The 14,086-nt window shown below is 63.9% G+C and carries 15 protein-coding genes; 7 read left to right on the plus strand and 8 right to left on the minus strand.

The window, feature by feature from the left end; translation table 11 throughout:
- The first annotated feature begins 74 nt into the window (after window positions 1-74).
- Entirely contained in the window at window positions 75-1,010 is a 936-nt protein-coding gene (locus P9220_RS15595; protein ID WP_309766773.1) for a LysR family transcriptional regulator, read from the plus strand.
- 9 nt (window positions 1,011-1,019) lie between these two features.
- Here P9220_RS15595 and tam read toward each other — a convergent pair whose 3' ends face one another.
- Entirely contained in the window at window positions 1,020-1,796 is a 777-nt protein-coding gene (gene tam, locus P9220_RS15600; RefSeq protein WP_309765902.1) for a trans-aconitate 2-methyltransferase, read from the minus strand.
- Between the two features lie 227 nt (window positions 1,797-2,023).
- On the opposite strand from tam, the gene P9220_RS15605 reads away from it, so the two are divergent.
- Window positions 2,024-3,253, plus strand: coding sequence for a sensor histidine kinase (locus tag P9220_RS15605; protein ID WP_309765903.1), 1,230 nt, complete (start codon window positions 2,024-2,026; stop codon window positions 3,251-3,253).
- Window positions 3,254-3,322: 69 nt separating this feature from the next.
- On the opposite strand, the gene ahpF is transcribed toward P9220_RS15605, so the two are convergent.
- Entirely contained in the window at window positions 3,323-4,897 is a 1,575-nt protein-coding gene (gene ahpF, locus P9220_RS15610) for an alkyl hydroperoxide reductase subunit F (protein ID WP_309765904.1), read from the minus strand.
- 143 nt (window positions 4,898-5,040) lie between these two features.
- Window positions 5,041-5,604: an alkyl hydroperoxide reductase subunit C gene (gene ahpC / locus P9220_RS15615; RefSeq protein ID WP_309765905.1), complete on the minus strand. Its 564-nt coding sequence runs from the start codon at window positions 5,602-5,604 to the stop codon at window positions 5,041-5,043.
- Window positions 5,605-5,788: 184 nt separating this feature from the next.
- On the opposite strand from ahpC, the gene P9220_RS15620 reads away from it, so the two are divergent.
- Both P9220_RS15620 and ribA read left to right on the plus strand, forming a co-directional pair.
- Window positions 5,789-6,484 carry an NAD(P)-binding domain-containing protein gene (locus P9220_RS15620; RefSeq protein ID WP_309765906.1) on the plus strand — a complete coding sequence of 232 codons (696 nt, stop codon included), beginning with the start codon at window positions 5,789-5,791 and terminating at the stop codon, window positions 6,482-6,484.
- 136 nt (window positions 6,485-6,620) lie between these two features.
- Window positions 6,621-7,289 carry a GTP cyclohydrolase II gene (ribA, locus tag P9220_RS15625; RefSeq protein WP_309765907.1) on the plus strand — a complete coding sequence of 223 codons (669 nt, stop codon included), beginning with the start codon at window positions 6,621-6,623 and terminating at the stop codon, window positions 7,287-7,289.
- A gap of 17 nt (window positions 7,290-7,306) precedes the next feature.
- On the opposite strand, the gene P9220_RS15630 is transcribed toward ribA, so the two are convergent.
- The 3 genes from P9220_RS15630 to P9220_RS15640 form a co-directional block, all read right to left on the minus strand.
- Complete coding sequence (locus tag P9220_RS15630) at window positions 7,307-8,053, minus strand: 2OG-Fe(II) oxygenase (RefSeq protein WP_309765908.1); 747 nt, start codon at window positions 8,051-8,053, stop codon at window positions 7,307-7,309.
- Window positions 8,054-8,136: 83 nt separating this feature from the next.
- Window positions 8,137-8,661, minus strand: coding sequence for a hemerythrin domain-containing protein (locus P9220_RS15635; RefSeq protein WP_309765909.1), 525 nt, complete (start codon window positions 8,659-8,661; stop codon window positions 8,137-8,139).
- Window positions 8,662-8,718: 57 nt separating this feature from the next.
- Window positions 8,719-11,028 (minus strand): ATP-dependent DNA helicase, encoded by a 2,310-nt coding sequence (locus P9220_RS15640; RefSeq protein ID WP_309765910.1) that lies wholly within the window; start codon window positions 11,026-11,028, stop codon window positions 8,719-8,721.
- Window positions 11,029-11,106: 78 nt separating this feature from the next.
- On the opposite strand from P9220_RS15640, the gene P9220_RS15645 reads away from it, so the two are divergent.
- Window positions 11,107-11,235, plus strand: coding sequence for a hypothetical protein (locus tag P9220_RS15645; protein WP_309765911.1), 129 nt, complete (start codon window positions 11,107-11,109; stop codon window positions 11,233-11,235).
- A 54-nt stretch (window positions 11,236-11,289) separates the two neighbouring features.
- The gene (locus P9220_RS15650; RefSeq protein ID WP_309765912.1) at window positions 11,290-11,649 is read left to right on the plus strand and encodes a DOPA 4,5-dioxygenase family protein; all 360 of its coding nucleotides are present in this window, start codon (window positions 11,290-11,292) and stop codon (window positions 11,647-11,649) included.
- Between the two features lie 11 nt (window positions 11,650-11,660).
- Here P9220_RS15650 and P9220_RS15655 read toward each other — a convergent pair whose 3' ends face one another.
- Window positions 11,661-12,257, minus strand: coding sequence for a phasin family protein (locus P9220_RS15655; protein WP_309765913.1), 597 nt, complete (start codon window positions 12,255-12,257; stop codon window positions 11,661-11,663).
- Between the two features lie 531 nt (window positions 12,258-12,788).
- Here P9220_RS15655 and P9220_RS15660 point away from each other — a divergent pair.
- A complete protein-coding gene (locus P9220_RS15660) occupies window positions 12,789-12,980 on the plus strand; it encodes a helix-turn-helix domain-containing protein (protein WP_309765914.1) in 192 nt (63 codons plus the stop codon).
- Window positions 12,981-13,026: 46 nt separating this feature from the next.
- Here P9220_RS15660 and P9220_RS15665 read toward each other — a convergent pair whose 3' ends face one another.
- The gene (locus P9220_RS15665; protein ID WP_309765916.1) at window positions 13,027-13,950 is read right to left on the minus strand and encodes a DMT family transporter; all 924 of its coding nucleotides are present in this window, start codon (window positions 13,948-13,950) and stop codon (window positions 13,027-13,029) included.
- Between the last annotated feature and the right edge of the window lie 136 nt (window positions 13,951-14,086).

Genomic DNA, 14,086 nt, shown 5'->3' on the forward strand with positions numbered 1-14,086 from the left:
CGAGGCACGCGCCTGTATAGTGAAACCTTTCCATCGCATGATCGCTTTTTGGAATCACCCGGCAGCGTCGCATGATCAAGAATTCGCTCGATGTTCTCATGTCCCGGCTGCGCATGAAGCAGTTGCAACTGCTGATCGCGCTCGACGAGCACAAGTCGCTGCACAAGGCGTCGAGCGCGATGGCGATGACCCAGTCCGCCGCGAGCAAGGCGCTCGCGGAACTCGAATCCATGCTGGAAGCGCCGCTCTTCGAGCGCGCGAAAAGCGGGCTGATCCCGAATCCGTTCGGCCGCTGCGTCATTCGTTACGCGCGCGTGCTCGCCGCCGATCTGAACGCGCTCTGCCAGGAAGTGGCGCAGATTCGCGCGGGCACCGGCGGGCGGCTGTCGGTCGGCACGATCATGGGCGCGGTGTCGGGCGTCGTCGCGCCGATCGTGAACAGGATGCACGCGAAGCATCCGGACCTCGCAATCGAAATCATCGAGGACACGAGCGCCAACATGCTCGTGATGCTGGACGATGGCCGCGTCGATCTGGTGATCGGGCGCGCGAGCGTATCGGATCAGCCGTCGAAGTATCACTATCAGCCGCTCACCGATGAGCCGCTTTGCGTCGTCGTCGGACGGATTCACGCGGAGCCGGGGGCCGGCGAGATCGGCTTCGCGGAGCTGGCGAATCATCGCTGGGTGACGTATCCGAGCTATCTGCCGATGAGCGCGCTGCTCGAGCGCGAACTCGATCTTGCCGGCCTGCCGATGCCCGCCAATCCCATTTCGACCGCATCGCCGTTCGTCACCGTCACGTTGCTGCAGGAGAGTCCCGAACTCGTGTCGATTCTCCCCGCGAGCGTCGCGCGCGTATTCGAAACTCACGGCATGCTGCGCGTGCTGCCGGTGCGGATGAAGTCGAAATCGCAGACGTACGGCGTCGTCACGCGAAAGGGCGGGGCGCTTTCGCCGGCGGCGCGGCAGTTCGTGCAGATGCTGCGCGAGACCGGCCGGCCGCAGTGAACGGGCGCGTCATCGCGTCGCGACGAGGAAAAGGCGCGGAAACGGCAGCAGCACGCAGCCGTCGTCCAGCACCGTATAGGCGGAGGCCAGCGCACAGCGGTAGCGGTTCAGGAAATCCTCCTGTTCTAGGGCGTCGAGCTTCGCCAGAAACGGCCGCAGCGCGCTGCCCTTGAACCATTCGACGACAGCATCGACGCCACCTTCGAGCGCGTGGTGATACGTCGTTCGCCAGACATCGACGCGCGCGCAATGAGGCTTCAGCAGCCGGTAATACCACTCGGCGGAGAAGCGCGCCGTGCGCTCCACGCCTTGCAGCCGCTGCCGCCACGGCGCTTGCGCCGCGACTGTGCGCATGTGCGCGTGAGCAGGCTCGTCGAGGTTGTCGGGCATCTGGATCGCGAGGCGTCCGCCGGGCGAGAGCTTGTGGACGAGGCGAGGCAGCAGCGTGTCGTGGCCGCGCACCCACTGCAGCGACGCATTGGCGAGAATCAGATCGTATGGGCCCGCGCCGTCCCACGCGGCGATATCCGCCAGTTCGAACGCCACGTGGGGCATGCGTTTGCGCGCCGCGTCGATCATGTCCTGCGAATTGTCGACGCCGATCACGCTCGCCCCGGGCGCAAAACCGACGAGCGTCTCGGTCGAGTTGCCGGGACCGCAGCCCAGATCGACGGCGGTCCGGATGGGCGCGCCCTCCGCTCCGTTCAACAGATCGCGCACCGGCCGCGTGCGTTCCGCTTCGAAAAGACTGTACTGCTGCGCTTGCCAGTCGGAAGGTGTCGTCATCGAATGCTCCAGCCGTTCGCGGGTGATCGGGCAAATAATACCGCCCGGGCCGCCGCCTTCGAAAAAGAATGCCCGAACAGGACACTCGGACATGCGCCGCGCGCCGGGCGCCGGCCTATACTGCCGTGGTGTTGCAAGCGGCAGGCGGTCGAATCGACCTGTGACGTCGCCTGTCAGACCAGCGTCATGCGCGCCGTCTCCGGCGCACAGCAATCGGAGAATCGCCCATGAGCGACACCCCAGCCGGCGGCATGAGCGGTCTCGTGACCGCGCTGCGTGAGCGGCAGACGGAATTGACCGAACGATGGATGAACCTCGTGTTCGGCGATTCCGAAGTCGAACACGCGGACCAGCTCACGTATCGCCAGCTTGCGGATCATTTGCCGAGCATCTTCGAAGAGATTTGCGTCGTGCTCGAATCGCGAACCGCCGTCGACAGCGCACGCACGCTCGAAGCCGACGCGCGGCGGCACGGCCAGTGGCGCTGGCAGCAGGGGTATCGCATCGATGAACTGGTGCGCGAGCTCGACGCATTCCGGCAGGTGCTGCTGTCGGCCATCGGCGAATATGCGGCGACGCACGAGGGTCTGTCGCGCGCCGAAGAAGAGCACGCCCGCCTCACGACCGACGAAGTCATCAGCTTCGTCACGCTGACGTCGATTCGCGAAGCCGTGAGCGAGCGCGATCGCAAGATCGACGATTACACCGGCATGCTGGAGCACGCGAATTACGAACTGACGCTGCGGCAGAAGCTGATCAGCGAGCTCTACGAGACGCGCATGCAGATCACGCGGCGCGTCGCGCACGACTTGCGCAATTTCCTGAATGTGTTCTCGACGGCGCTGCAACTGGCCGGACGCTCGCCCGCGCGGCGCGACACGGCGCTCGCGCTCGCGAATCGCCAGATCGGCGACATGGCGACGCTCGTGGACGAAATGGTCGAATACTCGAAGGTGCTCGGCGACGACTCCATCCTCACCGTCGAGTCCTTCGATCTGATCGGCCTCTACGACGAACTGTTGCAGTCGTCGCGCGTCGCGGCCGAGGCCAAAGGGCTCGCGCTCATCGGGCATCTGGACGCGAGCCTCGGCCGCGTGGTGTCGAACCGGCTGAAGGTCAAGCAGGTCGCGCTGAACCTGCTGTCGAACGCCATCAAATACACGGCGTCGGGCGAGATCGCGCTGACGATCGGCGCCGCGCCGGATAATCGCTGGCGTCTGCGCGTCGCGGATACCGGCGTGGGCATCAGCGAAGCGGATCAGGAGCGCGTGTTCGAGGAATTCGAGCGCGCCGCCGCCGACGACATCCCCGGCGCGGGGCTAGGGCTTGCGATCGTCAAGGAACTGTCGCGCACGCTGGACGGCGAGCTGCGCTTCCAGTCGTCGAAAGGGCATGGCAGCGTGTTCGAAGTCACGTTCCCGCTCGTGCTGGAGCCGAAGCCTTCCCGCGCGCCGTGACTTGCACCGGCAAAGAAAAAGGCGAACGGATTGCTCCGTTCGCCCTTCTTGCAGCACATCCGGTGACGCTTACGCGGCCACGGCTTCTTCCTCTTCCACCGATGCGCGGATCAGGTGGTCGAACGCGCCGAGCGATGCCTTCGCGCCTTCGCCCACGGCGATCACGATCTGCTTGAACGGCACGGTCGTCACGTCGCCCGCGGCGAACACGCCCGGCAGCGACGTCGCGCCCTTCGCATCGACGATGATCTCGCCGTGCTTCGACAACTCCACCGTGCCCTTCAGCCATTCGGTGTTCGGCACGAGGCCGATTTGCACGAACACGCCTTCCAGGTCCACGCGATGGCTTTCGCCGTTCACGCGGTCGGTGTAGGTCAGACCGTTGACCTTCTTGCCGTCGCCGGTGATTTCCGTCGTCTGCGCGCTCGTGACGATGGTCACGTTCGGCAGGCTGCGCAGCTTCTTCTGCAGTACCGCGTCCGCACGCAGTTCCGCGCCGAATTCGATCAGCGTCACCGCCGATACCACGCCCGCCAGATCGATCGCCGCCTCGACGCCCGAGTTGCCGCCGCCGATCACCGCGACGCGCTTGCCCTTGAAGAGCGGACCGTCGCAGTGCGGGCAGTAAGCCACGCCCCGCCCGCGATATTCGCGCTCGCCCGGCACGTTGATTTCGCGCCAGCGCGCGCCCGTCGCGAGGATGATGGTCTTCGCCTTCAGCACCGCGCCGCTCGCGAGATGAACTTCGTTGACGCGCCCCGGAACCAGCTTCTCGGCGCGCTGCACGTCCATCACGTCGACTTCATAACTCTTGACGTGCTGCTCGAGCGCGGTCGCGAACTTCGGTCCTTCCGTTTCCTGCACCGAGATGAAGTTCTCGATCGCCATCGTGTCGAGCACCTGGCCGCCGAAGCGTTCCGCGACGACACCGGTGGCGATGCCCTTGCGCGCCGAGTAGATGGCCGCTGCCGCACCGGCGGGGCCGCCGCCAACGATCAGCACATCGAACACCGGCTTCTTCTCCAGTTCCTTCGCTGCGCGAGCCGCCGAACCGCTATCCAGCTTCGCAAGGATTTCCTTCACGCCGATGCGGCCCTGGCCGAAGCTCTCGCCGTTCAGGAACATCGTCGGCACGGCCATGACCTGGCGTTCCTCGACTTCGTTCTGGAACAGCGCGCCGTCGATGGCGACGTGCTTGATGCGCGGGTTGATGATCGCCATCACGTTCAGCGCCTGCACGACTTCCGGGCAGTTCTGGCACGACAGCGAAAAATACGTTTCGAACTGGTATTCGCCATCGAGATTGCGAATCTGCTCGATGGTCGAGTCGTCGAGCTTGATCGGGTGGCCGCCGGTCTGCAGCAGCGCCAGCACGAGCGACGTGAATTCGTGGCCCATCGGGATGCCCGCGAACTGGATGCCCGCAGCCTTGCCCGGCTCGCCGATGGTGAACGACGGACGGCGCGCGGCGGCATCCCCTTTCTCGACGACGCTGATCCGCGGGGACAGCGAAGCGATTTCGTCGAGCAGGCTCTTGAGCTCGTGCGACTTGTCGCTGTCGTCGAGGAAGGCGACGAGCTCGATCGGCCGGGTGACCTTTTCCAGATAGGCTTTCAACTGATTCTTGAGGTTGGCGTCCAGCATGGCGTTGTCCGTTCCGTGACGTTGTTCTTTGCGTTCTGACCGACGCGCTCCGGCGCGGCGCAACAGCGCCGTACCGAAGGCGTAGGGGGTGAACCCGCCGCGAAGCGCGGCCGGGTCCGGATGCTCGTTGTGAGAACCGAGACTTAGATCTTGCCGATGAGGTCGAGCGACGGCGTCAGCGTTTCAGCGCCCGGCGTCCACTTGGCGGGGCAGACTTCGCCCGGGTGTGCCGCGACGTATTGCGCAGCCTGCACCTTGCGCAGCAGTTCGCCCGCGTCACGGCCGATGCCGTTGTCGTGGATTTCGCACAGCTTGATCTCGCCTTCCGGGTTGATCACGAACGTGCCGCGCAGGGCCAGACCTTCTTCCTCGATCAGCACGTCGAAGTTGCGCGAGATCGCGAGCGTCGGGTCGCCGATCATCGGATACTGAATCTTCGCGATGGTTTCCGACGTGTCGTGCCATGCCTTGTGCGTGAAGTGCGTATCCGTCGACACACCGTAGATTTCGACGCCAAGCTTCTTGAATTCTTCGTAACGATCCGCCAGATCGCCGAGTTCGGTCGGGCAGACGAACGTGAAGTCGGCCGGATAGAAGACGAACACGGACCACTTGCCCTTCAGGGTTTCGTCGGTGACGGTCACGAAGTCGCCATTGTGATAGGCGGTTGCTTTGAACGGCTTGACTTGGCTGTTGATGATCGGCATTACCAGATTCCTCTTGGAGTGGTGTTGAAGAAGTAAGTGAAGTATGAACTAAAACTATCAATCCTTGAAAATGGATTGATTTTATCATTGTAATTGATCTGGGCTATGGCGTCGATTCGTCGCGCCATCTGGCCGCGGCACTGCGCTTGCGCTTCGGAAACGTCAACAACTCACGGAGGGTTTCATGAAGATCGGCATCATTGGAGCGGGAAACATCGGACTGGTTCTCGCCGAGCGCTTCGCGCAATGCGGGCATGACGTGAACATCGCCAATTCGCGCGGGCCGGATTCGCTGCGCGACGTGGAGCGCGCGACCGGCGCGACCGCCGTCGAGGCGCGTGACGCGGTGAAGGGCGCCGAAGTCGTCGTCGTGACGATCCCGGAAGCGAAAGTGCCCGATTTGCCGAAAGACTTGTTCGCGGGCGTGCCGGCGAGCGTCGTCGTGATCGATACCGGCAACTACTATCCGCAGCAGCGCGACGGGCGTATCAAGCCGATTGAGAAAGGCATGCCGGAGAGCCGCTGGGTCGAGCAGCAGATCGGGCGTCCGGTGGTGAAGGCGTTCAACAATATCTACGCGGCGCATCTGCGCAAGAACGGCAAGCCGGCGGGCGCGGCGGGGCGCATCGCGCTGCCGGTCGCGGGCGACGATCATCGCGCGAAGAGCGTGGTGATGAAACTGATCGACGAGATCGGCTTCGATGCGGTCGATGCCGGCGAGATCGACGACTCCTGGCGCCAGCAGCCCGCCACGCCCGTCTATACCGCCGATCTGGACGCCGCCGCCCTGCGCGCGGCCCTGCAAAAGGCCGATCCGGTGCGCAAGCCGGAATGGCGCGCAACCGACAGCAGTCCAGGCACTTTCGAAAATCCGGCGTGAATCGGCGCAACAGCGCATCGATCAGCGGGCGACGGGTAAAGCGGACGCGCGCCGTGCGACAATCTGCAAACTTTCCCGATGGGCCTTACCATGACGTGCCGGATCACGCCCGGCGTCATGGACTCGCTGATTGACTATGAAAACCGTTTCTCCAACGCTTGACGTACAGAATAATGATCACCGATTCGGCGAATGCGCCGAATGCGCGGACGTCGAACTGGTCGCCACCGCCACCATTCCGACGCGCTATGGCACCTTCGGCTCTTACGTGTATCGCGTGAAGGAAACGGATGTCGAACACATTGCGTTCGTGATGGGCGACGTGAGCAACGGCGAATCCGTGCTCACGCGGCTGCATTCGGAGTGCGTGACCGGCGATGTATTCGGCTCATACCGCTGCGATTGCGGCGAGCAGCTCGATCTGGCGCTGCGTTATATCGCCGCTGAGAATCGCGGCATTCTGCTTTACCTGCGCGGGCACGAAGGGCGCGGCATCGGCCTGGCGAACAAGATTCGCGCTTACGCGCTGCAGGAACAGGGACTCGATACCGTCGATGCGAACCTGCACCTCGGCCTGCCCGACGACGCCCGCGAATACGATTCCGCCGCCGCCATCCTGCGCGCGATGGAAGTGAAGTCGGTGCGGCTGATGAGCAATAACCCCTCGAAGTTCGATACGCTGCTGCGCCATGACATTCCGGTCAGCGAGCGCGTCGCGCTCGCCATTCCGATGCGCGAGGAGAACGAGCGCTATATCAAGACCAAGCAGGCGCGGTTCGGGCACTACTTCGAAGAGAACGAATAATCGCCCGTCAGGCTGTCTCAGCGCGCGTCGTGGAAGATCACGCCGAGCATATGGCGCCGGCCCGAGCGCAACCGGCTGACACCGTGCCGCATGTTCACGCGATACACGCCGCGCGTGCCGTTCACCGGCCGCTGATGCACCGCGAAGAATACCGCGTCGCCTTGCGTGAGCGGCACCACTTCAACGCGAGATTGCATCCGCGGGCGCTGCTCCGTCATCACGAACTCGCCGCCCGTGAATTCGCGTCCCGGCGCGGACAGAAGAATCGCCATCTGGATCGGGAACACGTGCTCGCCGTATAAGTCCTGGTGCAGACAGTTGAAGTCGCCGGGGACGTAGCGAAGGAGAAGCGGCGTGGGGCGCGTCTGTCCCGCGCGATGACATCGCTCGATGAATGCCGCGTGGTCCGGTGCAAACCGCGTGTCGATCCCCATCGCCTCGTTCCAGCGATTCGCAATCGGCGCGAGATGCGCGTATGCCGCGCCGCGGATATCGTCGAGCAGCGCGGGCAGCGGATAAGCAAAGTACTTGTATTCGCCGCGTCCGAAACTATGACGCTCCATCACGATGCGGCTGCGGAACAACGCGTCGTCGTCATAGGACGCGGCCAGCGCCGCGCATTCGTCGCCCGACAGCACCCCCGGCGCAACGGCCGAACCCTGCAAGCCGAGTTGCGTTTCGATGCCCGCCCAGTCGAGCGCATCGACGCGTTCGACGATATCCGCGCCGTCGTCGTACGCGAGGGCGTTGCCAGTCGCTTTCATGAATGCTCCGGTCGATGTGTAAGTCTCGCCGTCATTTTGCGCGACGGCGGCGGCTCACACGCTCCCGGATCTTGCGGTCTGATTCAGTGCGTCGTCGCCGTGGTGCCCGTCGCGACTTCGGTGATGCGGTTCTGCAGTTCGGTCTTGCGCGCTTCGATCTTCTCGCCGAGCTTGACCAGATCGAGTCCGGTCTTGCGGATTTCCTTGAAGAGTTCGGATTCCTCTTCTTCGACGTGATGCGTGACGTTTTCCTTCAGCACGCGGAACGTCGCATCGAAACCTTCCTCGCCAGCGCGCAGTTGCGTGAACTTCTCGATCAGCGTCTTCACGAGGAAATGCTCGACATAGGCTTCCTCGACGTCGATCTTCTCGTCGTCCTTGCCGAGCGCCTCGCGGGCGGCGGGGTAGAGCAATTCCTCTTCGACGATCGCATGAATGGTCAGCAGTTCGCACGCACGCTGCACGAGCGTCGACTTGCGTTCGAGATCGTCTTTCGGCGCACGGTCGAACGCGTCGAACAACTGCTCGACGGCGCGGTGATCCGCGGCAAGGATTTCGAGCGCGTCGCCCGCTTGCGGTTGCCGAAGCGGTTGATCGGTGGTGGACATGGCTTCTCCTTATGTTTGGCCTGGGCTTTTTCACGCCGCAGGCTTTTTGGGGTGCCGTTATCCAGCAAGCAGAGTGCCCGCGTCCTCCGGTTCGCGAATCACGCTCACGTTCCACCATGCAGGCAGGAGCCGTCGCACTTCGGTGCGGGCGAAGCGATCGTCGATGAGAAACAGCACGCCGCGGTCTTGCGGACCGCGAATCACGCGCCCCGCCGCCTGCACGACCTTCTGCAAACCGGGGAACAGGTACGTGTACGCATAGCCTTCGCCGAACGCGTCGTGCATGCGCGCTTTCATCTGCTCGTTCACGGGATTCAGTTGCGGCAGTCCGAGCGTCGCGACGAACGCGCCGATCAGCCGCGTGCCCGGCAGGTCGATCGCCTCGCCGAACGCGCCGCCCAGCAGCGCGAAGCCGATGCCGCGCCCGTCCGGCTCGAAGCGCGCGAGAAACGCCTGTTGCGCGGCCTCGCTCATCGCGCGCGACTGCTGCCAGCAGACAATTGATGGATGCCGCTCCGCCACCGCCGACGCCACCTGCGTCAAATAGTCGAAGCTGCTGAAGAAGCTCAGATAGTTGCCGGGCGCGCGCTGATACTGCGCGGCGATCATGTCGGCGATGCGGTCCACGGAACGCTCGCGGTCGCGAAAACGCGTCGATACGTGGGCGATCGCGCGCACATCGAGCTGGTCCGCGGTGAACGGCGTTTCGACGTCGATGCGGACGGTCGTCGCGGGCAGGCCGAGCACGTCGGCGTAGAAGTGGGCGGGCGTAAGCGTCGCGGAAAACAGCGCGACGGTATGCGCGCGCGCGAAGCGGGGCGCGAGATGCGGCGCGGGAATCACGTTGCGCAGGCAGAACACGGCGCGGCGCTTGCCCGACAGCGCGATGTCGAACATCGAATGCGGGCCGAAGCGTTCCGCGATGCGCGTGAACTGCACGGCGTCGAAATAGAAGCGCAGCACGTCCGGCGTGAAGACGTCCGGCTGCTCGGCGAGGGTTTCGGTCATTGCGGATACCGCCTGACCCAGCGCGTTCAGCAGTTTCGCGGGCGGCTCGTCGTGCGCCGCGTATTCGATGCCCGCCGCGCTCTGCTCGCGGCTCGTCTCGCTGAACGCACGCGCCACGCGAGCCAGCGTGCGCCTGAACACGGGCGGCGCGGCGCGGCGCATCGCGTTGAACGCGCCCTGATCGAGCGTTGCGGAATACATCGCGCGCGCGCGTTCGACAAGGTTATGCGCTTCGTCGACGAGCACGGCCACGCGCCAGCGATTCGCCTCCGCGAGCGCGAAGAGCATCGCGCTCGTGTCGAAGTAATAGTTGTAGTCGCCGACGATCACATCGCCCCAGCGCGACAACTCCTGGCTCAGATAGTACGGACACACCGCGTGCTCCCGCGCCACCTCCGCAATCGACGCGCGATGCAACTGTGCGCGCCCCAGCGCGGCGGCGCGTGCGGCGGGCAGACGGTCGTAGAAGCCGCGGGCGAGCGGGCAGGAATCGCCGTGACACGAGCGGTCCGGGTATTCGCACGCCTTGTCGCGCGCGACGAGTTCGACGATCCGCAGCGGGCGTTGCGCGGATGCGCCGAGCGTCGTGAGCGCATCGAGCGCGAGTTGCCGGCCCGCGCTCTTCGCGGTGAGGAAGAAGATCTTGTCGAACTGCTGCGCGGGCCAGGCCTTCAGCAACGGAAAAAGCGTGCCGACCGTTTTCCCGATGCCGGTCGGCGCTTCAGCGACGAGGCATCGCCCCGACACGGCCGCGCGATACACGCCTTCGGCGAGCGTGCGCTGACCGGGGCGGAACGTGGCATGCGGAAACGCAAGGGCCGTGAGCGAGGCAGCGCGCGCCGCCCGATGCTGCACCTCCTGCTCGGCCCACGCGATGAACCGCTCGCATTGCGCGTTGAAATGTTCCCCGAGCGCATCGGCGGATTGCGTTTCCGTCAGCACGGTCTCCGTCTGCGCGGCGATATCGAAGTAAACGAGCGCGATCTCGATGGATTCGAGCCCGAGCTTGCGGCACATCAGATGCCCGTAGACGCGCGCCTGCGCCCAGTGCAGATGCCGATGATTCGGCGGCATCGACTCCAGCTTCCCGCGATGCGTCTTGATTTCTTCGAGCCGGTTCGATGCGGGATCGTAGCCATCGGCCCGGCCACGCACGCGCAGCGGGCCGAAGTCTTCCGACAACGCGATTTCCTTCTGATATCCCGCAGCCCGCCGCCCGGTTACGGTCACGTGACCCGCGACGCCTTCCTGCGCCGTGGGCGTGGGCGTGAAGCGAAGGTCGAGGTCGCCTTGCTTCGCGGTGAACTCGCACAGCGCGCGCACGGCGACTGTGTAGGCGGGTTCTGTAACTGTACGCATGTACAGTAGTCTAGCATGGGGAATATCGTGAGCCGGCGGGGCGTTTAGCGCTTGTCGTCACGCTTTAGGGAGAAGGCCATGAAGCTCGCCATAATCGTCGCGGCGGTCGTCGCCGTGCTCGCTGGACCGCTCGCCGGGTGCCAGACGGAAGGCGGCGGGGCGTCGCCGAACCGGTCATCGTCGAGTAGCGGCGGCGGGGCGTATTAGCGGCCTTTCGCTAGAATGGGCGCTGTCTCGATCATGCTGCCCACGGATGAAACGATGGAAACGCCCACGATAAGCAGTTGGCACGCGCATGTTTATTTCGACGCCGCTAGCCGCGACGCCGCATGGCGGTTCAGGGAACGCATCGAACAGCGCTTTTCGAGCGACTTGCAAGCCGGCGCATTGCGGCTGGGGCGCTTTCATGAACGGCCGGTCGGGCCGCATCCGCAGTGGTCGTTTCAGTTGGGATTCGGCAGCGAGCGGCTAACCACGATGCTCGAATGGCTGGCTGTCAATCATGGCGCGCTCGATATTTTCATGCATCCGAATACCGGCGACGACCTGCGCGATCATCGCGATTCGGCGGTGTGGATCGGCCGCTCGCACGAACTCGTGCTCACGGCCTTCGAACGATAACCCGCCGCGTTTTACTTCTTCGCGCCGGCCGCTTTCGTCGATACGACGCGAACAGCGGGCGGCGCGGCGGCATCGGCTGCCTGAGCGGCGCTCGCCGCATCGCCCCGGGCGGCTTCGACGACCTGGCGCGCCGCCGTGCGGGCGGCTTCGTAGGCTGAATTGGCGGATTGCGTGGCCGCGTCGATTGCCTGTTTCCACGCCGACACCACAGCCTCGCTGCCCGGTGCGCCGGTCGCGATGCTGTCGACGAATGCCTGAACGTTGCGCTGCGATTTCTCGATCTGATCCTGCGCGGCCTGCAGGTACACGCCGCGCACGCCCGTCGAGAGTTCCGCGACTTGCTGCCAGTACGCTTGTGTGCGCTGGGCGTTGGCCTGGAACTGTGCGTTCTGGAGCGCGAAGAATTCCTTGGGATCGCGTACGGAGAAAGTCTTCGTCACGTAGTCCTGGTGATCCGCCAGCGCCGTTCTCAATGTGCGCACATTCAAATCGATCAGCTTTTCAAAGCCTTCGACCGCGCGCGATGCCAGGCCGAAAGTGACGTCCAATCCCGCCTTTTGCGACGCGAGAAGATTTTCGGGCGCAAGACTGCTCGTGCTCGATTCCATGAAGTGCCTCTTTAAATATGCGGTGGATTTTGCGGCGCAGCGAGGAATCGATTTTTAGAGAAAAGTGACACGCGTGTCAATCGTCGTTTTTTAATCGGCGATTTTCCTCATGCGAATAACGGACTCGAGAGGGCGCGCCTCGGTCGCCCAGCACTCAGCTGTTGCAACTGCGCGCACGAGCGTTCGATAAGTCCTTGTGAATCAAGGTGTTTTACGTTTGCAGCGGGTAAACACTTAGGCCGAAAGGCGAGCCATCCGGTCTACCCCCACTTGACGCTGATACCCCGTCTTGAAAAAATCTCGCACTGCAACAAGCGCATGAAATCGCGGAAGACGGCATCTGTCATTCGTTCGTCATTCTTGTTTCGTACGATTCGTTGCGCAAAATCGAGCCGGCGTTGAACGGCCAGAATAGATAAATCGAGAGAGTTGAAACAGATGGGCCGACATACCCAAACCATTGGACACCTTGAACGCAGTCACGACGATAATTCCCTGCGGCGCGCAATGGCCGCGCGGCTCGACCGGGCGATGCAACGCGCGAACGTCAGTTCCGCCAAAGCAGCCAAATGGGTCGAAGTAAGCGAAGACGACGTTCAGTTCTGGCGTCGCGGCATTACCGTCCCGCCGCTTCACGCTTTCAACCGCATCGCCCGCGCGCTTGATGTCGACGTGCACTGGCTCTGCACGGGGCAGGCGCAGACGGCGCAAGCATCGCGCTAACGGGCGGCCCTGCGTGCCTCGCGTCGTGCGGGCTGCGCGCCCTGCATCACGCGGCTGCCGCCTTGCGGCCATGCATCAGCACGGTGCCGATGCCGCTCGCCGCGATGACGCACATGCCGATTGCCATCCACGAGTCGGGCGCCTGGCCGAACAGCAGCCAGCTGAAGCACGTCGCGAACGCGAGCTGCGCATAAGAAAACGGCGTCAGCACCGACAGCGGCGCGCGTCGCAGCGCCTGAAGCATCAGCAATTGACCGACGGTCGCCATCGTGGCCATGAGTGCGACGAGCATCCAGCTTGCCGCACTCACGCGCGCGAGCTCAGGCAGCAGTTGCGCCTGATCCGCCCACACAAGCACGCACAGCACGATCGTCGCGACGAGTGCCGTCAGGAAATTCGTCGTGGCGGCATCGTCCACACGTGACAGATGGCTCGATACGACCTGGAAGCACGCGAACGTCGTCGCCGACGCAATCGGAAAAATGACGGTCCAGGTGAATCCGCTGCCGCCCGGCCGCACGACCAGCAACATGCCGATGAAGCCGAGCACGACCATCGCCCACTTGCTGCGCGGGACGTGGTCCTTCAGCACGAGCGCGGCAAGCAGCGTCGAGATGAGCGGCGCGAGCATCGCAAGCGATGTGGTGACCGGAAGCGGCAAGTACCGTAGCGCGGCGAACGTGCAGGCTGAATTGGTGAGCAGCAGCAGGGCGCGAACGATCTGCAGCTTGGCGTTGCCGGTGCGCAAAAGGTTGAAAGGGCCGCGCCTCGCTTGCCACACGCCGAGCACGATCATCTGAAAGACATACCGCACCCACAGCAACGCGACGAGGGGAACAGCCGCGCCGATCAGCTTGACGGTGGAATCGCTTGCGGCGAACGCGGCGGTGGTCAGGACCATGATCGCGATGCCGGCGCCGGTGCTATCCGTATCGATTCGAAATCGCGCTTTGCCTTCCAGGGTTGCCATCGAGTGTCCGCCCGTCTGCTGCCAAGAATGAAAAACGGCTTTAATTAAGCCGTTGCTTCCATTCTGCGGACATCGAAGGCTGCTGGCAAGGCAGCAGTAAAGGACTTTTCGATTGTTGCGCGAGCGTCACGACGCA

The organism is Caballeronia sp. LZ016 (genome assembly GCF_031450805.1).
GTDB lineage: Bacteria > Pseudomonadota > Gammaproteobacteria > Burkholderiales > Burkholderiaceae > Caballeronia.